The 18,466-nt window shown below is 67.1% G+C and carries 20 protein-coding genes; 16 read left to right on the top strand and 4 right to left on the bottom strand.

The genetic code is table 11. The annotated features are described in order from the left end of the window. Positions 1-106 precede the first annotated feature (106 nt). On the bottom strand, positions 107-796 hold the full coding sequence (locus tag AB0N05_RS34010; RefSeq protein WP_364701610.1) for a response regulator transcription factor: 690 nt from the start codon (positions 794-796) through the stop codon (positions 107-109). A gap of 233 nt (positions 797-1,029) precedes the next feature. Here AB0N05_RS34010 and AB0N05_RS34015 point away from each other — a divergent pair, with 233 nt between their 5' ends. Next, a complete protein-coding gene (locus tag AB0N05_RS34015) occupies positions 1,030-2,328 on the top strand; it encodes a family 1 glycosylhydrolase (protein WP_364701613.1) in 1,299 nt (432 codons plus the stop codon). A 72-nt stretch (positions 2,329-2,400) separates the two neighbouring features. Continuing rightward, positions 2,401-3,021, top strand: coding sequence for an ElyC/SanA/YdcF family protein (locus AB0N05_RS34020; RefSeq protein ID WP_364701616.1), 621 nt, complete (start codon positions 2,401-2,403; stop codon positions 3,019-3,021). On the opposite strand, the gene AB0N05_RS34025 is transcribed toward AB0N05_RS34020, so the two are convergent. Beyond that, positions 2,993-3,184, bottom strand: coding sequence for a hypothetical protein (locus AB0N05_RS34025; protein WP_364701619.1), 192 nt, complete (start codon positions 3,182-3,184; stop codon positions 2,993-2,995). The two genes, AB0N05_RS34020 and AB0N05_RS34025, sit on opposite strands and share 29 nt — an antisense overlap. A 143-nt stretch (positions 3,185-3,327) precedes the next feature. Between AB0N05_RS34025 and AB0N05_RS34030 the strand changes: the two genes are divergently transcribed. The 5 genes from AB0N05_RS34030 (at position 3,328) to AB0N05_RS34050 (ending at position 7,706) form a co-directional block, all read left to right on the top strand. Next, positions 3,328-4,152, top strand: a complete 825-nt coding sequence (locus tag AB0N05_RS34030; RefSeq protein ID WP_364701713.1) for an SDR family oxidoreductase — start codon at positions 3,328-3,330, stop codon at positions 4,150-4,152. A gap of 24 nt (positions 4,153-4,176) precedes the next feature. Beyond that, the gene (locus tag AB0N05_RS34035; RefSeq protein WP_364701622.1) at positions 4,177-5,223 is read left to right on the top strand and encodes a phosphotransferase family protein; all 1,047 of its coding nucleotides are present in this window, start codon (positions 4,177-4,179) and stop codon (positions 5,221-5,223) included. Positions 5,224-5,225: 2 nt separating this feature from the next. Further along, positions 5,226-6,449: an acyl-CoA dehydrogenase family protein gene (locus AB0N05_RS34040; RefSeq protein WP_364701625.1), complete on the top strand. Its 1,224-nt coding sequence runs from the start codon at positions 5,226-5,228 to the stop codon at positions 6,447-6,449. Between the two features lie 43 nt (positions 6,450-6,492). Further along, complete coding sequence (gene pnuC, locus AB0N05_RS34045) at positions 6,493-7,125, top strand: nicotinamide riboside transporter PnuC (protein WP_364701628.1); 633 nt, start codon at positions 6,493-6,495, stop codon at positions 7,123-7,125. Positions 7,126-7,238: 113 nt separating this feature from the next. Beyond that, the gene (locus tag AB0N05_RS34050) at positions 7,239-7,706 is read left to right on the top strand and encodes an RDD family protein (protein WP_364701631.1); all 468 of its coding nucleotides are present in this window, start codon (positions 7,239-7,241) and stop codon (positions 7,704-7,706) included. Positions 7,707-7,722: 16 nt separating this feature from the next. On the opposite strand, the gene AB0N05_RS34055 is transcribed toward AB0N05_RS34050, so the two are convergent. Next, positions 7,723-8,574, bottom strand: coding sequence for an NAD(P)H-binding protein (locus tag AB0N05_RS34055; protein ID WP_364701634.1), 852 nt, complete (start codon positions 8,572-8,574; stop codon positions 7,723-7,725). 11 nt (positions 8,575-8,585) lie between these two features. Then, positions 8,586-9,590, bottom strand: a complete 1,005-nt coding sequence (locus tag AB0N05_RS34060) for a saccharopine dehydrogenase NADP-binding domain-containing protein (protein WP_364701637.1) — start codon at positions 9,588-9,590, stop codon at positions 8,586-8,588. A 259-nt stretch (positions 9,591-9,849) separates the two neighbouring features. Between AB0N05_RS34060 and AB0N05_RS34065 the strand changes: the two genes are divergently transcribed. The 9 genes from AB0N05_RS34065 to AB0N05_RS34105 all read left to right on the top strand — a co-directional run bounded on the left by AB0N05_RS34065 (position 9,850) and on the right by AB0N05_RS34105 (position 18,339). After that, positions 9,850-11,112: an amino acid ABC transporter substrate-binding protein gene (locus tag AB0N05_RS34065; protein ID WP_364701640.1), complete on the top strand. Its 1,263-nt coding sequence runs from the start codon at positions 9,850-9,852 to the stop codon at positions 11,110-11,112. 2 nt (positions 11,113-11,114) lie between these two features. Then, the gene (locus AB0N05_RS34070) at positions 11,115-11,999 is read left to right on the top strand and encodes a branched-chain amino acid ABC transporter permease (RefSeq protein ID WP_364701643.1); all 885 of its coding nucleotides are present in this window, start codon (positions 11,115-11,117) and stop codon (positions 11,997-11,999) included. A 26-nt stretch (positions 12,000-12,025) separates the two neighbouring features. Next, positions 12,026-13,009 carry a branched-chain amino acid ABC transporter permease gene (locus AB0N05_RS34075; RefSeq protein WP_364701646.1) on the top strand — a complete coding sequence of 328 codons (984 nt, stop codon included), beginning with the start codon at positions 12,026-12,028 and terminating at the stop codon, positions 13,007-13,009. Then, the gene (locus AB0N05_RS34080) at positions 13,006-13,782 is read left to right on the top strand and encodes an ABC transporter ATP-binding protein (protein WP_364701649.1); all 777 of its coding nucleotides are present in this window, start codon (positions 13,006-13,008) and stop codon (positions 13,780-13,782) included. Before AB0N05_RS34075 ends, AB0N05_RS34080 begins: the two co-directional genes overlap by 4 nt. Before the next feature lie 5 nt (positions 13,783-13,787). Next, complete coding sequence (locus AB0N05_RS34085; protein WP_364701716.1) at positions 13,788-14,483, top strand: ABC transporter ATP-binding protein; 696 nt, start codon at positions 13,788-13,790, stop codon at positions 14,481-14,483. Between the two features lie 59 nt (positions 14,484-14,542). Further along, on the top strand, positions 14,543-15,724 hold the full coding sequence (gene xylA / locus AB0N05_RS34090) for a xylose isomerase (RefSeq protein WP_364701652.1): 1,182 nt from the start codon (positions 14,543-14,545) through the stop codon (positions 15,722-15,724). 64 nt (positions 15,725-15,788) lie between these two features. Further along, positions 15,789-16,340, top strand: a complete 552-nt coding sequence (locus AB0N05_RS34095) for a hypothetical protein (RefSeq protein WP_364701655.1) — start codon at positions 15,789-15,791, stop codon at positions 16,338-16,340. 231 nt (positions 16,341-16,571) lie between these two features. Then, entirely contained in the window at positions 16,572-17,120 is a 549-nt protein-coding gene (locus AB0N05_RS34100) for a copper chaperone PCu(A)C (RefSeq protein WP_364701658.1), read from the top strand. Further along, positions 17,113-18,339, top strand: coding sequence for a Dyp-type peroxidase (locus AB0N05_RS34105; RefSeq protein ID WP_364701662.1), 1,227 nt, complete (start codon positions 17,113-17,115; stop codon positions 18,337-18,339). Before AB0N05_RS34100 ends, AB0N05_RS34105 begins: the two co-directional genes overlap by 8 nt. Positions 18,340-18,466 lie beyond the last annotated feature (127 nt).

The following is an 18,466-nucleotide window of genomic DNA, read 5'->3' on the forward strand; positions in this document are numbered from 1 at the left end:
CCGACATTCTGTGCACCAATGACATGCCCGGTGCCGTCCTGCGCGCCTATGGCAGGTCCGGTGGAATCCTGCGCACCCATCGTGGGTCCGGTGCCATCCCGCGCGCTCATCGTGATTCCAAGGCGTAGCCGACGCCATGAACCGTGCGGATCAGATCGGCACCGAGCTTGCGGCGCAGGGCCTTGATGTGGCTGTCCACGGCCCGAGTGCCGGACGCGTCGGCCCAGCCCCACACCTCGCTCAATAGTCGTTCGCGGGCCAGCACGGTGCGCGGACGCCGGGCCAGATGCACCAGCAGCTCGAATTCGAGTGGCGTGAGCTGGGTTTCGGCATCGGCCCGCCACACCCGCCGTTGATCGGTGTCAATGCGCAAGTCGCCCACGATGAGGGTGGCGTCGGGCGCGGCACTGCGCTCGACCCGTCGCAGCAGGGCATGCACGCGCGCGGTCAGCACCCGCATGGAGAACGGCTTGGTCAGATAGTCGTCGGCCCCGACCCCCAAGCCGATCAGCATGTCGGTCTCATCGATGCGCGCGGTGAGCATGAGCACCGGCACCGGCCGCCGCGCCTGAATCCGACGGCACACCTCGAGCCCGTCGAATCCCGGCAGCATCACATCCAGGACCACCAGATCCGGATCACCGGTCTCGGCGACCTCCACGGCTGCGGGCCCATCGTGCGCCAGATCCACGGTGAACCCCTCGGCACGCAGGCGCGCGGCAATGGATTCGGCGATCGTCGGCTCATCCTCGACCACGAGAATGCGCCGCCCGGTGCGCTGCTGGCTCGATTCCATGAACTGACCCTATGAGGTCGGCATGGAGATGGTTCGCGCCGCCTGTGGAGATCTTGTGGAGCTTCCGATACACCGAAGGATTCTGCTGACCACATCCCGTTCGACGCGACGGCCGACGTGCCGGGCATGACGCGAGCCAACCTGAAATCCATTCTCACCGCGGACCTGCAAGGACTGGGCCGAATTACCAAAGCCCGCAACAGGATCCGATGCCAGCACGTAACCTCGATGCGATGGGGCGTCGTGCGCTGTACACCGTGGCAAGTGTCGTTCTGGCCGCGTGGTGCGCGATCACCACGCCCGGTATCGCAGTCGCGGATCCGGGGTTACCGCCGGTGGGCGGCAATTTCCTCTGGGGTGTGTCCAGCTCCGGATTTCAGAGCGAGGGCTTCGCACCGGACAGCAATTGGCGCCGTTACGCCGGATCCGGCCGCGCCGACGACTACCGCAATTCGGTCGATTTTCTCCATCGATACGGCGAAGACATCCAGCACGCCGCCGACCTCGGTGTCGGCGTCTACCGGATCAGCGTCGAATGGGCCCGCGTGCAGCCGAATCCGGGCGAATGGGATTTCTCGTTCTACGACGCAATGATCGCGCGCATTCGCGCGGCGGGCATCCGGCCGATGATCACCCTGGACCACTGGGTCTTCCCCGGCTGGGCGGTCGATCGCGGCGGCTGGCGCAATCCGGGCATGGTCGAGGATTGGCTGACCGAGGCCCGGGCCGTGGTGGATCGCTACGCGCACCTCGACCCGATGTGGGTCACCTTCAATGAGCCGCTGGCCTATGCGACACAGGAGCAGCGAATCGGCGATCTCGGTGCGCTCGAGGTCATGCCCATGCTCGACCGGATGGTCGCCGCCCATCGCGGCATCTACGACTACATCCACGCCCGCCAGCCGGATGCGCAGGTCACCAGCAATATCGCCTTCTCGGGTATCGGCCAGGCGCAGTCCGACGCGGAATTCGTCGATCGCATCGCGGACAAGCTCGACTACGTCGGAATCGACTATTACTACGGCGGATCGCTGAGCAACCCGCCCAATTTGGCCGCCCTGCTGACCAACCAGTCGTCGAACCTGATTCTCGAACCCGAGGGCATCTACTACGCCCTGCGCCGATACGCCCAGAAATTCCCCGGCCGCCCCCTGTATGTGGTCGAGAACGGCATGCCCTCCGACAACGGTTCACCCACCACCGACGGCATGACCCGCGTGGACGACCTCCGCGACACCGCCTACTGGATACAGCGCGCCAAGGCCGACGGCATGAACGTCATCGGCTACAACTACTGGAGCATCACCGACAACTACGAATGGGGCAGCTACTCACCACGTTTCGGCCTCTACACCGTCAATGTGACCACGGATCCCAGCCTCGGCCGCTTCCCCACCGATGCCGTCCCCGCCTACCGGGACATCATCGCCACCGGCGGTGTCCCCTCCGGCTATGTCCCCACCCGATCCCCCGCCCTGTGCTCCATCCAGGACTTGCCTTCCAGCTGCAACAACCCGGTCACGGTCCGCTGACCCGCGCATACGACGCGTGAGACCGAGTGGGTGGTCAGCGGAAGGTGTTGCGCTGGAATAGTGGGCCGGGTGATGGGCGAGCGGTTGTGGTCCTTGCTGCGAGGCGCGTGCGGGTTGGTTATCGGGTCGGCGTTGATCGTGATCGGAGCCAATATCCGGCTGCGGATGCTGTCGTCGGGACATCGGTTCGCGGTGGCGACCGTGCCCGCGGCCCCGGTCGTGATCGTGCCGGGTGCAAAGGTCGGCCCGGACGGTCAGCCGATGGCGTATCTGCGCGGGAGGCTCGATATCGCGATCGAACTGCTACGGGCGGGGAAGGTCGGTGAGGTCCTGATCTCCGGCGATGCGGCGGGCACGTCGGGGGACGAGATCGCCTCGATGCGGCGATACCTGCACGATCGTGGGGTCGACCCGACCTTGATACGGGCCGACGGCGCTGGACTGACGACCCAGGCGACGTGCGAGCGCGCCCACCGCCAGTTCGGCATCGACCGCGCGATCATCGTCACTCAGCGCCTGCACGCACCACGGGCCGTCGCCTTGTGCCGCGGGGCGGGCATCGACGCCTACGGTGTGGACGCCTACCTCGAGTGCAGGCGAACGACTCTGGTACGCAACAGCATTCGGGAATGGCTCGCCGCCCCCAAAGCCGTCGCGGCGTTGATCAGCCGATCTCGCGGGCGAAATCGATGAGCGCCGCATTGACCTCCGCCGGGCGCTGCTGCTGAATCCAGTGTCCCGCGCCCTCGAGAATGAGGGAGCCGCGCAGGTCGGTCAGTGCGGCGGGCATGCCATTGGCGGGAATTTGGCGGCTGCCCAGGCTTTGCCAGTCCGCGAGCAGGTCTCGCGTGGCCACGTCGTTCACCTCGTGTTGTATCGGGTGTGACCCACCGTATCCCGCACAGCAGCCTTGAAAGCGGCCGCACCGGCGGGTAGACAGGCGTGATCATCGATTCGAATCCCCCGGTGGTTCGCGGTGACGGTCCGGAAGGGGTGCTCGTGCAGGTCTCAGGCAAGGTTGCGGTGGTCACCGGTGGCGGCGGGGGAATCGGCGGTGCGATCGCGGCGCGGCTGGTGCGTGACGGGGCTCGGGTGGTGGTCGCCGATCTGGATGCCGAGGCCGCCGACGAGGTCGCCGCGACCATTACCGCCGACCATCCCGGCACGGCGGTCGCGCTGGCGGGCGATGCGGCGGACCCCGCGTACATCGAGGCATTGATCGCCTGTGCGGAGGCAGAATTCGGGCCGGTCGATTTCTATTTCGCCAATGCGGGCGTCGCCGGGCCGCTGGGCATCGGTGCGGACGACAAGGACTGGGCGAGCACGATCGATGTCAATCTGCAAGCGCACATCCGCGCCGCGCGCCTGCTGATCCCGGGCTGGCTCGAACGTGGTGAGGGCTACTTCGTCAGCACCGCGTCCGCGGCGGGCCTGCTCACCCAGATCGGTTCGGCCGCCTACTCCGTCACCAAACATGCCGCCGTCGGATTCGCGGAGTGGCTGTCGGTGACCTACGGCGATCGTGGAATTCGGGTCAGCTGTCTGTGCCCGATGGGTGTGGAGACCAAACTCCTGCACGCGTTCGAGGAGTCCGGGGATGTCGTCGGCGCGGCGGGAACCAGGGCCGTCACCGAGGCGGGCGCGGTGCTCACGCCGGAGGCCGTCGCCGAGGCGGTCATGGCCGCCCTCGCGGATGAGCGCTTTCTCGTGCTGCCGCATCCGGAGGTGCTCGACATGTACCGGCACAAGGGGTCCGACTACGACCGCTGGCTCTTGGGCATGCGCCGATATCAGCGCAAGCTGCTCGATTCCGCCGAGCACTGATGTTCTCGACTCGCCGGTGAAAGGATGAACTCCGTGAACAACCTGCCGGGACTGGACCTCGAGCGCCTCACCCCCTGGCTGGCCGCCACTCGCCCGGATCTGGTGAAGGGTCCCCTGCACGGTCATCTCATCGCGGGCGGCAGATCCAACCTCACCTATGAACTCACCGATGGCACAACCACATTCGTGCTGCGCCGCCCGCCGCTTGGGCATGTGCTGGCCACCGCGCACGATATGGTCCGCGAACATCGCGTGATCAGCGCTCTGAACGGTACCGACGTCCCCGTCCCCGCCACCTACGCGCTGTGCGAGGACACCGACATCCTCGACGCGCCGTTCTACGTGATGGAGTACGTGGCCGGGACGCCGTACCGCACCGCGGCCGAGCTCGAACCGCTGGGCCCGCAGCGCACGGCCATCGTGTCTACCGGAATGATCGATACGCTCGCCGCCCTGCATCGCGTCGATCCGGCGGCGGTCGGCCTGGCGGACTTCGGACGCCCGGACGGATTCCTCGAACGCCAGGTGCGCCGCTGGAAGAAGCAACTCGACGCCTCGTATTCGCGGGATCTGCCCGCCGCCACCGAACTACACGGCCTGCTCGCCGACCGTCAGCCCGCACAGTCCGCGGCCCGGATCGTGCACGGCGACTACCGCCTCGACAATATTCTGATCGACGCCCAGGACCGGGTCGCGGCCGTACTCGATTGGGAGATGGCCACACTCGGCGACCCGCTCACCGATATCGGCCTGCTGCTGGTCTATCAGCGCATGGGCGCGCGCAAGATCCCGGGCGTGACCGATGTATCCACCGCGCCCGGCTTCCTCACCGAGTCCGAGATGCTCGCCAGGTATGCCGAGCGCGCCGATATCGACCTGTCCCACATCGGTTTCTATATCGCGCTCGCCTCGTTCAAGCTGGCCGTGATCGCCGAGGGCATCCATTACCGCTACCTGCACGGGCAGACCGTGGGGGCGGGCTTCGCGAAAATCGGCGACATGGTCGACCCACTACTGCGCAATGGAATCGCCGCCCTGCGCGAGCAGGACACCGACCAGGATCAGGAGTAGACATGTTCGAGCTCTCGGACCAGGCTCGCCGCCACCGCGACACCCTGCTCGCCTTCATGGAGGAGCACGTCTATCCCGCCGAGCCGATCTTCGCGGCGCAGATGACCGAATCCGGTGACCCGCATTGCCATCCGCCGATCCTGGAGGAGCTCAAGACCGAGGCCAGAAAGCGCGGCCTGTGGAATCTGTTCCATCCGCATCCGGAATACGGTGCGGGCCTGACCAATTCGGAGTACGCACCGCTGGCCGAAATCATGGGCCGCAGTCCACATCTGGCACCGGAAGCCACCAATTGCAGTGCCCCCGACACCGGCAATATGGAGGTGCTGACACTGTTCGGCACCGAGGAACACCAGCGGGAGTGGTTGCAGCCATTGCTCGCCGGGGAGATCCGCTCGGCCTTCGCCATGACCGAGCCCGAGGTCGCCAGTTCCGACGCCACCAATATCCAGCTGCGCATGGACCGCGACGGCGACGACTACGTGCTCAATGGGCACAAATGGTGGACATCCAATGCGCTGCACAAGAATTGCCGCGTGCTCATCGTCATGGGCAAGACCGACCTCGACGCGCCGGTACACCGCCAGCAGAGCATGATGGTGGTCCCGATCGACACCCCCGGCGTCACCGTGGTGCGCGGCCTGCCGGTATTCGGCTATCAGGACCGCGAAGGCCACGCCGAGGTCGTATTCGACAATGTCCGGGTGCCGCGCACCGCGCTGCTGGCCGGTGAGGGTGACGGGTTCATGATCAGCCAGGCCCGGTTGGGCCCCGGCCGCATCCATCACTGCATGCGCGCCATCGGCATGGCCGAGCGCGCCCTGGATCTGATGATCGACCGCGCGCAATCCCGCACGACCTTCGGTGCGCCGGTGGCCGATCGGGCGAATATCCAGGACTGGATCGCCGAGTCGCGCATCGAGATCGAAATGGCAAGGCTGCTCACCCTCAAGACCGCCTATCTCATGGATACCGTCGGAAACAAGAACGCGCGCACCGAGATCGCCGCCATCAAGGTCGCGGCACCGCAGGTCGCGCTGAAGGTGATCGACCGGGCCATCCAGGTGCACGGCGGTGGCGGAGTGTCCGACGACTTCCCACTGGCGAGCATGTACGCGCACGTGCGCACGCTCCGACTGGCCGATGGCCCCGACGAGGTACACAAGCGGACCATCGCGCACCGCGAATTGCGCCGCCGCGACCCGTCCTGGGGCCGCACGCCCTGAGCCCCGGGAATACCTGGTCGCGGTGGTGTGGTTGCGTTGCGGTGTGAACGCGGCGTTCGAACTGCTCGGGGAACGGATCCTCTGGACCGATGCGATCGGCAATGTGCTGTCGCTGGCGGTGGTCTGGCTGGCCATGCGTAAAACGCTGTGGACCTGGCCGGTGCAATTGGCGGGTGCGGCCTTGCTGCTGGCGGCTTCGGTGCACGCAGACGTGCCGGGTAATGCGCTCAAGCAACTGCTGTTCATTGCCTTGGCAGGTTTTGGGTGGCTGGCGTGGAGTCGCGGCACCCGGGATCATCGGGATCTGCTGGTGCGGCCCGCCACCGTTCGCGAACGGGTGACGCTGCTGGTGGTGCTCGCCGTCGGGACCGCCGCCGTCGCGGAACTGTTCACGCACCTGTCGTGGCTGCATATCGCGTGGTCGCCGTGGGCGAATGCCTATGTCTTCGTCGGCAGCGCCATCGCGACCTTCGCGCAGAGCCGGGCGCTGGTGGATTTCTGGATCATCTGGATGCTCGTGGATCTGGTGGGCGTTCCGCTGGCCGTGAAGTCCGGCCTGTACGCCTCGGCCGCGGTCTATGGCGTCTTCTTCGTGCTGGTGCTGCTCGGATTCACCCGCTGGCGTCGCGAATACCGTTCGCGGCAGGCCGGTTTCGCCGCCCAGCCCGTCGGATAGTCGCCCGCCGCCGGTCGCACAGTTCAGGGTCGGTGCCAGGGAATCCCCTGATGCGCGCGAGCCCGCGTCGACCGCACCATGGAGTGAGAGCGTGTTCGATTCAAGGAGGCACCATGACCACGGGTGGGTACGGGCAGTTTGCGGGAACGAGTATCGGGGTGACGGCCGCGGGTATCGGCCCTCGCGCCGTGGCGCGGTTCATCGACTGGATCATCGCCGCGATTGTCGGCGCAATCCTGTTCTGGGTACTGGACATAGCAGGCGTGCCGGGATGGGTCTCGGTCCTGCCCGGGGCCGCGTTCGGCTTCCTGTATTTCGTGTTCTTCGAGGTGATCACCGGGTCCACGCCGGGCAAGAAGTTCCTCGGCCTGCATGTCGTCGGGTCCGCCGGGGCGGGCAAGCCCAGCATTGTGGAATCGGCCAAGCGCAATGCCTACATGCTGCTCACTCTGATCCCGTGGATCGGCGGCATACTCTGGTTCTTCGCGGCCATCGGCATTGCCGTGACGGTGAGTGCCAGCTCGACCAAACAAGGCTGGCACGACACCTTCGCGGGCGGCACCCGGGTCGTCAAGGGCTGAGAGTGCCGCCCGATCCTCACTCGGTGGAACCGGCGAACTCACGCAGGGTGATCGGCGGGCGGCCGGTGAACTGCTCGATGGATTCGGTGACCCGGAACAGTTCATGACCGGATCCGATGGCCGCGAACATCGTCCATAGGTGGGTGAGATGTTCGACGGCGACCTCGTTGCCGTACTTGGATATCGCCGTGCTCGCCCACTCGTCGGGGTCGACGTTCATGTAGGGAACGCCGAGTACCTCGGCCGCCTCCGCGACGGTCATGACCTCTCCCGCGAGCCAGAGCACGGGATCGACCGGACCTTCGGTGCGCAGCACGCCCGCACCGACTCCGGCCACATCTTCCCCGGCGATCAGCGGCAGGACGGTGTCGGGAGAACCGAGCGGTAGCCGCAGTTCCCCGGTGTCGCGGATGGCGACCCGTAGGTTCTCGAAGAAGACGGCCGCGCGCAGATGCACCGCACCGATATTCGCGCGGTCCAGCGCCTGCTCGGCCACCCAGTGGCGGCGCATATGCGGGGTGCCCGCCTGCGGGTCGGATCCGAGCTGGGACACCGCGACCACCCGCTCCAGGCCGACCTGGTGGCCGACCGCGGCGAAAACCGCTGCGGCGTCCAGCATTCCGGCGCTGACGGGGTAGGTGAAGTAGGCGCGGCGCACACCCTGCAGGGCGGGCGTCACGGCCTGGATCTCGCGCAGATCACCGAGCGCGATCTCCGCCCCGAGATCCTTCAGTTCGGCGGCGCGCGCATCCTCACTGTGCACGAACGCGCGCACCGGCAGACTCGCGCGCAGCAGGGTTTCGGCGACTCGGCGGCCGGTGCCGCCCTGACTCCCCCCGGCCGCGCCGGTGACAAGAATCGGTGCCATGGTGTTGCTCCTCATGCCTGATCCGGTAGTTCGAGAGTGAATGCGCCGCGATCGGCGAGGGTGGTCAGGAACTCCACCGCATCGAAAGCCTCACCGGGACTGGCCACTCCGGCCTTGGCCGCGCCCCCGGCGAGCCGCACGGCCGCCTCCACCGAGGCCAGCGCCGCCGCTGACCATAGGTCACGCCCGGTCAGGTAACCGGCCGCCGAGGCGCGACCGGCGAGCACCATTGCCGCGATGGTGAATTCGCTCGCCGCGCGCTCGGCGGGATCCACATTCTCGCTGGCGAAGGCCTGCTCCTCCGCGAACGTGGCCGCGGTGAGCTGCGCCTCCACCGCCTTGGTGCGGGTATGGCGAGGCACGGTGACCGCTTCCGGGAACGGCACCGGCGCGATCATGGGGCGCGGGCCGACCGGCGGCGGGAACGCGAAAATCGCCTGCCGCGGTTCCACGAACCCGTAATTCAATTCCCCATCCACGTAACTGATGCGGTCGGTATCGGCGAACAGTAGGCGGGCGGTCTCGACCGCGCCGTGGGTCATCATCCAGTTGTGGACGTGATAAGCCACTGTCACCCGGTCGATTTCGGGAAAACCCCGCCCGACGGCACCGGCGAGCAGGTCACCGAGCCCGCCATAAAAACTGACGCTCGGCAGCATGGCGATTCCGGCGTGCTGCGCCCGCTCCTGAAAAGTGTCGAAGAGCAGCTTCACATGGTGCACCTCGACGGCGTGATCGACATAGTGACACCCGCCCTCGACCGCCGCCGTGGCCACCGGTAACCCGGTGACGGCGAACGGCCCGGCACAGTGAATGAGCACGTCGGCGGCCTCGGCCACGGCACGCAAGGCATGCGGATCGTCCAGCGCGGCGGGCATGATCCGCCCGGTTCCCAGCGCCGCGAGGGCATCGGGATCGCGCCCCGACACCAGGACGTCCTTCCCGCGGGCGAGCAGATCGGCGGTGACGAGACGGCCGGTGTGACCGGTGGCCCCATAAACAGCGAATACGGTCATGAAAAATCAACTCTTTTGACTCGACGGACAATTGGAACGTCTGTCGATTCAGCGTAAGCACGGCCACCGACAGGAACCGCTGTCCGGCCGACTGAAATTATTCGCTGCCAATCTGCTGGTTATCCGCGGAGTGAAGGCTGTGCGAGCCGTCCTCGCGATAACCGGGACGGATCGCCGACGGCAACCTATCGTTCTCGGGTACGTCGGGGAGGCGTGCCCGGTCGCGACAGCGGCACGGATCGGAAGTGGGATAGCAATAGTGGGAACAATCAACGGCTTCCGAGGCGGTGTGCGAGGCCTGTCCCGCGCCGTCGGGATCTCAGCGGTCATCGTCCTGGTGGCCGCCGGGTGCGGCTCCAAAGGCGCGGAGAACACTGCCGATACGAGCGGCGACACCCTGAAATTCGGTGCTTCGCTCTCACTTTCGGGCAAGACCGCGCGCGAGGGACAGCTCACCAAGGAGGGCTACGACCTCTGCGTCGATCAGGTCACCAAGCAGGGCGGCATCCAGGTCGGCGACCGGAAGCTGAAGCTCGAGATCGACTATCAGGACGATACGTCCAATCCCGATACGGCCGGGCAGATCGTCGACCGATTCAATGACAGCGGCGTGAAACTGCTGCTCGGTCCCTATGGCACGGCACCGACCGGCGCGTCCATGCCGGTGGTGGAACGCAATTCCCAGGTGATGGTGGACTCCGCGGGCGCGGACGACACGCTGTTCACCCACGGCTACCGGCGAACCTTCGCGGTGCTCTCGCCCGCCAGCAAGTACGCGGCGGCCATCGTGCAGGCCATCGACGAGCTGGCCAATCCGAAACCGAAGTCGGTGGTATTCCTCTCCGCCGACGACGGATTCTCCAAGACCGTCGCCTCCGGCGGTGAGGATGCCGCCCGGAAACTGGGCTGGCAAGTGCTCACGCGCCAGGAATTCCCCAATGGCACCACCGATGTCAGTTCCGCGCTCACCGCGATCAAGGGACAGCAGCCGGATCTGATCATCGGTTCGGTGCATCTGGCAGAGGGCATCGCGATCATTCAGCAGAGCGCCGAACTCGGCATCACGCCCGCCTCCGGATTCGGCGAGACCGTCGCTCCCCCGACCCCGGATTTCGTGAAGACCCTGGGCGACAAGGCCGAGAACGTGCTCTCCTCGAGCCAATGGAGCTCGGCCATCGGCGGCAGTGATCCGATCTTCGGTTCGGCCAAGGACTATGTGACCGCCTTCCGCGCCAAGTTCGGCGCCGACCGGACCCCGCAGTATCACAATGCCGAGGCGTCGGCGGCCTGCCTGGCCATGGTGCTGGCAGTGCAGAAGGCCGGATCCGCGGCACCGGACAAGGTCCGGGATGCGCTGGCGGCCTTGGACACTCAGTCGTTCTTCGGCGCGATCAAGTTCAACGAGGTCGGCGAGAACGTCGTCAAGCCGATGTCGGTGATCCAGATCCAGGGCGGCAAGGTGGTCCCGGTCTGGCCCAAGGATCAGGCCGAGGGCACCCTCGCCTGGCCCGCGCGGCGGTAGCGGTGAGCGGGTTCCTCCAGGCGACGATCTGGGGTTTGTTACAGGGCGGGCTGCTCGCCATGATCGCGGTCGGATTCTCGCTGGTGTGGGGTGTGATGAATGTCGTCAACCTCACCCACGGGTCCTACGTGGTCATGGGCGCCTACACGGCCTGGGAATTGAACACGGCCTTCGGACTGGACCCGCTGCTCGGCGCACCGGTCGCGGGTGCGCTGCTGTTCGTCATCGGCTATGCGGTGCAACGGATCCTGGTGAATCAGATCGTGAATGCCCCGATCTTTCTCACACTGCTGTTGACGTTCGGGTTGCAGCTGGTGTTCGTGCAGGGGATGGTGCTTTTGTTCAGCGCGGACTATCGCGCCATCCCCACCGCGTACGCCGGGCGGTCGCTGGTCCTGGGTGAGGTGCAGGTGCCGTACGGGCGGCTCATCGCCTTCGGGGTGGCGCTGCTGGCCACCGCGGGCCTGGTGCTGTTCACCCGCCACACCCGCACCGGCGTCGCGATCCTGGCCACCGGAATGGACCGGACCGCGGCACGGCTCATGGGCATCAACGCGCGCCACACCTATGCGCTCACCGCCGGATTGGCGGCCGGATTGGCCGGTGCCGCAGGCGCATTGGTGGGGATGATCGGATTCTTCAGCCCGCCCGCCGCGCCCACCTACACGCTGCTCAGCTTCGTGGTCGCCGTGCTGGGCGGGCTGGGCAATATGTACGGGGCACTGCTGGGCGGGCTGCTGCTGGGCGTGGTGCAGGCCTGGGCCGGGCATTTCGTCGGCGGCACATGGGTCAATGTGTTCGCCTTCGGCGCGCTGGTGCTGGTGCTGGTGGTGCGGCCGACGGGGCTGGTGGGCAAGGCGTATTACGAAGCGCGGGTCCAGGCATGACCTCCGTCGCCGAAACGGTTGGGCGCGTGATCGATCGGCGTGTGGCGGTCTGGACACTGGTCGGTGTGGTCGCGGTGATCGCCATGCTCGGGTTGCAGTCGCAGCTCTATACCGGGCAGGAACGCGTGGTCACCTCGGCGCTCATGTTCGTGGCGCTCGCGCAGGCGTGGAACATTATCGGCGGATTGACCGGCTACGCCTGTTTCGGGCAGGTCGGATTCTTCGGCATCGGCGGCTATACGACCGCGGTGCTGATGGCCAAGGCGCACTGGAGTTTCTGGGCCGCGCTACCGGTCTCCGCGCTCGGCTGTGCGGTGTTCGCGGCGCTCATCGGCTTCCCGCTGCTGCGCCTGCGCGGGCACTACTTCGCCATCGCGACGCTCGGCACCGCGGAGGGAATGCGGGAGGTCGTCACCAATCTCGGCGGCCTCACCGGCGGCGGCAGCGGCATCACCGTGCCGACGATCGCCGGGCGGGGGACGCCCTGGCTCGGCAATGACGGGTTCTATCTGTTGTTCCTGGGCTTGGCGGCGGTTTCGGTGCTGAGCGGTGCGCTGGTGTCGCACAGCCGGTTCGGCTACGGGTTGCGGGCGATCAACCAGGACGAGGACGCGGCCGCCGCAGCCGGGATCAACACCACCGTCAGCAAGGTGATCGCACTGGTCATTTCGGCAGCGATCACCGGGCTGGTCGGCTCGGCGTACGCCTTCCAGCAGGTGACGATCTTCCCGCAGCGGCTGTTCGATGTGGACATCACCGTGCTCATGATCATCATGGTGGTGCTGGGCGGTGCGGGCACGGTGATCGGGCCGGTCCTGGGCGCGGTCGGTCTGCAATTCGTGTCCGAGTACCTGCGCGATCACTATCCGTCGGTGCACATCTTCGTGCTGGGGTCGGTGATCGTGGTCGCGGTGCTGCTGTTCCCGATGGGTGTGGTGACATTCGCGCGGGATGCGATCGCGCAGCGGCGAATACCCTTGCTCGACACGATCAGGGCGTATCGGCTATGAGCGCACCGGTACTCGAAGTACGCGCCCTGACACGGCGTTTCGGTGCCCTGGCGGCGCTGGACAAGGTGTCGTTGAGTGTGGCCGAGGGCAGTGTGCTCGGCGTGATCGGGCCGAACGGCGCGGGGAAGAGCACGCTGATCAATCTGGTCACCGGGCATCTGCGCCCGACGGCGGGCCGGGTGCTGGTGGACGGCGTGGACGTCACCGGAGCCAAGCCGTGGCGGATCGCGCATGCCGGAGTCGGGCGAACCTTCCAGATCGTCAAGCCCTTTCGCGGCATGACCGTCCGGGAGAACATCGCGATCTCGGCCATGTACTCCCGGAATCGGCGGGGACGACGGGCCGCGTTCGAGGCCGCCGATCGGATGCTGGAACGGATCGGACTGACCCGCTTCACGACCTCCGACCCCGGCTCATTGTCGGTCGGTGACGCGCGCCGCCTGGAGCTGGCCCGCGCCCTCGTGGCGGAGCCGCGGCTGCTCTTGCTGGACGAGGTGATGGCGGGCCTGCGGGCCGGAGAAATCGACCAGATGATCGCGCTGATCCGGGAATTGCCCGCCGAGGGCGTCACCGTCGTCGCCGTGGAGCATGTGATCGCGGCGATCACCGCCGTCAGCGATGAACTGGCCGTCCTGCACCACGGTGAACTGCTCACCCGCGGTGACCCGCACACGGTTCTCGGCGACGACCGCGTGATCGAGGCGTATCTGGGAGCCCGCTATGCCCGGCGAGCGCAGGCCCCCAATGCCATTCAAGCCTCGGAGCAATCATGAACACACTGCTGGAGGTGGATGCGCTGTCGTGTGGTTACGGCCGCACACCGGTCCTGCACGACGTGACACTGACCGTCGCCGAGGGTGAGATCGTCACCCTCCTCGGACCGAACGGTGCGGGCAAGACCACCCTGCTGCGCGCGATATCCGGTCTGCTGCGCCCGTCCTCGGGCCGAATTCGCTTCGCGGACCGCGAGATCGCGGGTGTCGCCGCCGAGAAACTGGTCCGCCGCGGACTGGTCCATGTCCCTGAGGGCCGCCGCCTCTTCGCCGGTCTCTCGGTCCGCGACAATCTGCGGGTGGGCGGCTGGTCGACCCGGCACACCGACCTGGACCAGGTCCTGACCCTGTTCCCGCGTCTGGCGGAACGACTTCCGCAGACCGCGGGCACCCTCTCCGGCGGCGAACAGCAAATGTGCGCCATCGCACGAGGATTGATGAGCCGCCCCCGCCTGATCATGATCGACGAACTGTCCCTCGGGCTCGCGCCACTGGTCGTGGATGAAATCCTGGCCCGCCTCCCCGAAATCGCCGCCACCGGAACGGCGGTGCTGCTGGTCGAGCAGGATGTCGATGCGGCACTGTCGATCTCGCATCGCGGCTACGTGCTGGAGACCGGGGCAATGGTGCTCTCGGGCACCGCCGACCATCTGCGCGCCGATCGGCGGGTCCAGGACGCGTACTTCCGAAAAGGCGCATGAGCGACCTCGCGGCCATGTTGCAATGGTGAGTTCACTTTTCGAACCACATGGAGGTCGCCATGCTCACTCCGACTCCTGCGGACAAGTTCTCCTTCGGCTTGTGGACGGTCGGCTGGCGGGGCCGCGATCCCTTCGGCGACGCCACGCGGCCCGAGCTCGACGCGGTCGAGGCGGTGCACCAGCTGGCCGCAATCGGTGCGTACGGCATGACTTTTCATGACGACGACCTGATTCCCTTCGACGCGTCCGCCGCCGAGCGGCAGCGACGCATCGATCGGCTGCGGCAAGCACTCGCCGACACCGGGCTGGTGGTGCCCATGGTGACCACCAACCTGTTCACCCATCCCGTATTCAAGGACGGCGGCTTCACCAGCAACGACCGCACGGTCCGCCGCTTCGCGCTGCGCAAGGTGCTGCGCAATGTGGAATTGGCGGCCGAGCTCGGCGCCCGCACCTTCGTGCTGTGGGGCGGGCGCGAGGGTTCGGAATACGACAGCGCCAAGGATGTGCGGGCGGCCCTGGACCGCTACCGCGAAAGTCTGGATCTGCTCACCGAATTCGTGCGCGACCGCGGCTACGATCTGCGATTCGCCCTCGAGCCCAAGCCCAATGAGCCGCGCGGGGACATCCTGCTCCCGACCGTGGGCCACGCGCTGGCTTTCATCGGAACCCTCGCGCATCCGGACCTCGTAGGCGTGAATCCGGAGGTGGGGCATGAGCAGATGGCGGGGTTGAACGTCACGCACGGCATCGCGCAGGCGCTGTGGCACGGCAAGCTGTTCCACATCGACCTCAATGGCCAGCGCGGCATCAAATTCGACCAGGACCTCGTCTTCGGGCACGGCGATCTGCTCAATGCCTTCAGCCTGGTGGATCTGCTGGAAAGCGGCGGACCGGACGGTGGACCCGCCTACGACGGGCCGCGGCACTTCGACTTCAAACCCTCCCGCACCGAGGATATCGAGGGCGTCTGGGCGGCGGCCGCCGCCAATATGCGCACCTACCTGCTCTTGAAGGAACGCGCCCGCGCCTTCCGCGCCGATCCCGAAGTCCAGCAGGCGCTCTCGGCATCGGGTGTGGACGACCTGCGCAGGCCGACGCTCGAGCACGGTGAGGGCTACGAGCAGCTGCTGGCCGATCCGGACCTGGCCGCGTTCGACGCCGACAAGGCCGGTGAGCGCGGATACGGGTTCGTTCGCCTGCATCAGCTCGCGGTCGAGCATCTGCTGGGCGCGCGCTGAGCGAGAGACGCCGGTCATACCACCTGGGCGCTGGACCTGCGACGCAGCGTCGTAGCATGTTTCGGTGCGCTCACCGACGGATCACACCGCGTCCCTGCGCGGTGCTGCCGTCGGCACGGCCTCGGGCGCGGTCGCGGTGTTCGCGCATGCGCTCGGGGGCGGGACCGCATTTCCCGATGGGACCGCCTTGGCGCTGCTGTTCGCGGCCTGCGGATTGACCGGCGTGCTGGTCGCTTCCGCGCGGTCGCGCTCGGGCCTTTTCTGGACCATGGGCATGCTGGCCGCCGGGCAGAGCATCGGGCACATCGCGCTGTCCATGTCGCCGGGGCATCATCACCCGGCCACGACCTCGGTCATGCTGCTCGCGCACCTGGTGGCCATACCGGTGGGCGCGATGCTCATCCGGGCCGCCGAGGCCGGAATGCGGCGGGCCGTCACCAGCGTGCGGCGGTTCATCCTGGCGCTGGGCCTCGCACCGGTTCCGCCGCACGCTCCCGCAGCCACCGTCTCCGCCGATGATCGAGCGAGGGCGCGGCGACTGCTGGTGAGTCCCGGCATCGGCCGCCGCGGGCCACCTCGGCAAGCGCGTCCGCTTCTTCACCTCGCTCCGGCGTAGCTCGATCATTCGGCTGTCATCTTGTTCAACTGACACAGCATTCGACGAGCACGGCATTCGGCCGATACGGAATCCGGCCAGGCACAGCATTCGACGCGCATAGCGCTGTCGTGCGCCCCGCGACAGCACTGTTGTCGCTGGAATTCGCCTGACCGTGTACGCAATCCGCCATGTCCGACAGCTGCACCGGTCCGGGGTTTCCCTCTACCTCCCCGATGATTCGGAGTCTTCGTGTCTACTTCTGTCCTCGGCCGTTGTGCTGTGCGCCGTTTCGGCGCGGCCGCCGCCATTGCCGCTCTCACCGTCTTCCCGGTCGCGTGTTCCACCGATTCCAGCGCGGCCTCCGCCGCGAAGAAGGGCGCGGACACGGTCACCATGACCGATCAGTGGATCAAGGCCGCCGACAGCGGCATGTCCGCCGCCTTCGGCACCCTGGAGAATTCCGGTGACGAGCCGGTGCAGCTGGTCGCCGCCACCAGCCCGGCCTCGAACACCGTCGAGATTCACGAGGTGGTCGCCGATGCCTCCGGTGACAAGACCATGCGTCCCAAGGCGGGTGGCCTCACCATTCCCGCGCACGGCAAGGCCACGCTCAAGCCGGGCGCCGAGCACCTCATGTTCATGGGGTTGAAGCAGCCCTTGCGCACCGGCGCGGAAACACCCATCACGCTGACCTTCGCCGACGGCTCCACCACCACGATCACCGCGCAGGTGCGCGATTTCGCGGGCGGCAAGGAGAACTACGGCCCCGCGACCGAGAACCCCGCCCACGGTGGCTGATCGCGCGCAACCCCGGCTCAACCGGCGGCGACTACTCGGCGGCGGTGCCGCCGTGGCGGGCGCGGCGGGTGCCGCCGGAATCGGCTGGGGTGCGGCCACTCTCACGCATCGCGAACATGACCGGGATCCGGCGTTCGACACGGTGCCCTTCCATGGACGGCATCAGGCGGGCATCGACACCGACCCGCAGGGGCAGGTGGCGTTCGTCGGCTTCGACCTGCTGCCGGGTGCGGATCGCGACGACATTATCGGGCTGCTCAAGATCTGGACCGATGATGCCGCGCGCATCACCCAGGGCAAGCCCGCGCTGGCCGACACCGAGCCGGAACTGGCGGCGCGGCCGTCCCGCCTGACGGTCACGGTCGGATTCGGCCCGGAGCTGTTCACCGCGGCCGGGCTCACCGAGCTGCGGCCGTCCTGGCTGAAACCCTTGCCCGCGTTCGACATCGACAGGCTGGATCCCGCCTACACCGGCGCAGATCTGCTGTTGCAGGTGTGCGCGGAGGAGGCGACCACGGTGTCGCATGCGGTGCGCGTGCTGTCCAAGCATGTGAAATCGCTGGTGCGGGTGCGATGGGTGCAGCGCGGATTCCGCAATGCGTCCAAGGGCCAGACCATGCGCAATCTCATGGGGCAGGTGGACGGGACGGTCAATATCGCCCCGGGCACAGTCGATTTCGATCGGCTCATCTGGGACGACGGGTCGGCGCAGGGCTGGCTGGCGGGCGGCACCTCCATGGTGCTGCGCCGCATTGCCATGAAGCTCGACACCTGGGACGAACTCGACGCCGACGGCCGCGCGATCACCCTGGGCCGCCACGATTCCACCGGCGCACCCCTGACCGGCACCTCGGAATTCGACGAGCCGGACTTCAAGGCCGTGGACCAGTACGGCATCACCCTGATCCCCCCGTCCTCCCACATAGCCCGCGCCCACCACCAGCACGACGGCGAACGCTTCCTACGCCGCGGCTACAACTACGACGACGCCCCCGCCCCCGGCTACGTCTCGAACTCCGGCCTCCTGTTCGCGTCCTACCAACGCGATATCGACGCCCAATTCCTGCCCGTACAACAGAGATTGGCCGAATTCGACGCCCTGAACCAATGGACCACACCGGTCGGTTCAGCCGTCTTCGCCATCCCGCCCGGCGTCCCCACCCCCGGCGGCTACCTCGGCCAATCCCTCTTCGAGGGCGGCAAGAACACCGAGGGCTGAAACCAGTTCGGCCGGACCGCAAATGAGGGGCGGCCCGGCCGTGTCGCGGACGGGGTCGGTGATCATCTCGGGGCCGCGCGGGCGGCGCGGATCGTCGCCCGGACGGCGGCGCGGGTGGCCGTCACAC

The sequence above is a fragment of the Nocardia sp. NPDC051030 genome, from assembly GCF_040683015.1.
Classification (GTDB): domain Bacteria; phylum Actinomycetota; class Actinomycetes; order Mycobacteriales; family Mycobacteriaceae; genus Nocardia.

Excerpts from the sequence above, each read along its gene's own strand:
- AB0N05_RS34010 (WP_364701610.1), bottom strand. The coding sequence starts at position 796 with ATGGAATCGAGCCAGCAGCGCACCGGGCGGCGCATTCTCGTGGTCGAG.
- AB0N05_RS34015 (WP_364701613.1), top strand. The coding sequence starts at position 1,030 with ATGGGGCGTCGTGCGCTGTACACCGTGGCAAGTGTCGTTCTGGCCGCG.
- AB0N05_RS34020 (WP_364701616.1), top strand. The coding sequence starts at position 2,401 with ATGGGCGAGCGGTTGTGGTCCTTGCTGCGAGGCGCGTGCGGGTTGGTT.
- AB0N05_RS34035 (WP_364701622.1), top strand. The coding sequence starts at position 4,177 with ATGAACTCCGTGAACAACCTGCCGGGACTGGACCTCGAGCGCCTCACC.
- AB0N05_RS34040 (WP_364701625.1), top strand. The coding sequence starts at position 5,226 with ATGTTCGAGCTCTCGGACCAGGCTCGCCGCCACCGCGACACCCTGCTC.
- AB0N05_RS34050 (WP_364701631.1), top strand. The coding sequence starts at position 7,239 with ATGACCACGGGTGGGTACGGGCAGTTTGCGGGAACGAGTATCGGGGTG.
- AB0N05_RS34055 (WP_364701634.1), bottom strand. The coding sequence starts at position 8,574 with ATGGCACCGATTCTTGTCACCGGCGCGGCCGGGGGGAGTCAGGGCGGC.
- AB0N05_RS34060 (WP_364701637.1), bottom strand. The coding sequence starts at position 9,590 with ATGACCGTATTCGCTGTTTATGGGGCCACCGGTCACACCGGCCGTCTC.
- AB0N05_RS34080 (WP_364701649.1), top strand. The coding sequence starts at position 13,006 with ATGAGCGCACCGGTACTCGAAGTACGCGCCCTGACACGGCGTTTCGGT.
- xylA (WP_364701652.1), top strand. The coding sequence starts at position 14,543 with ATGCTCACTCCGACTCCTGCGGACAAGTTCTCCTTCGGCTTGTGGACG.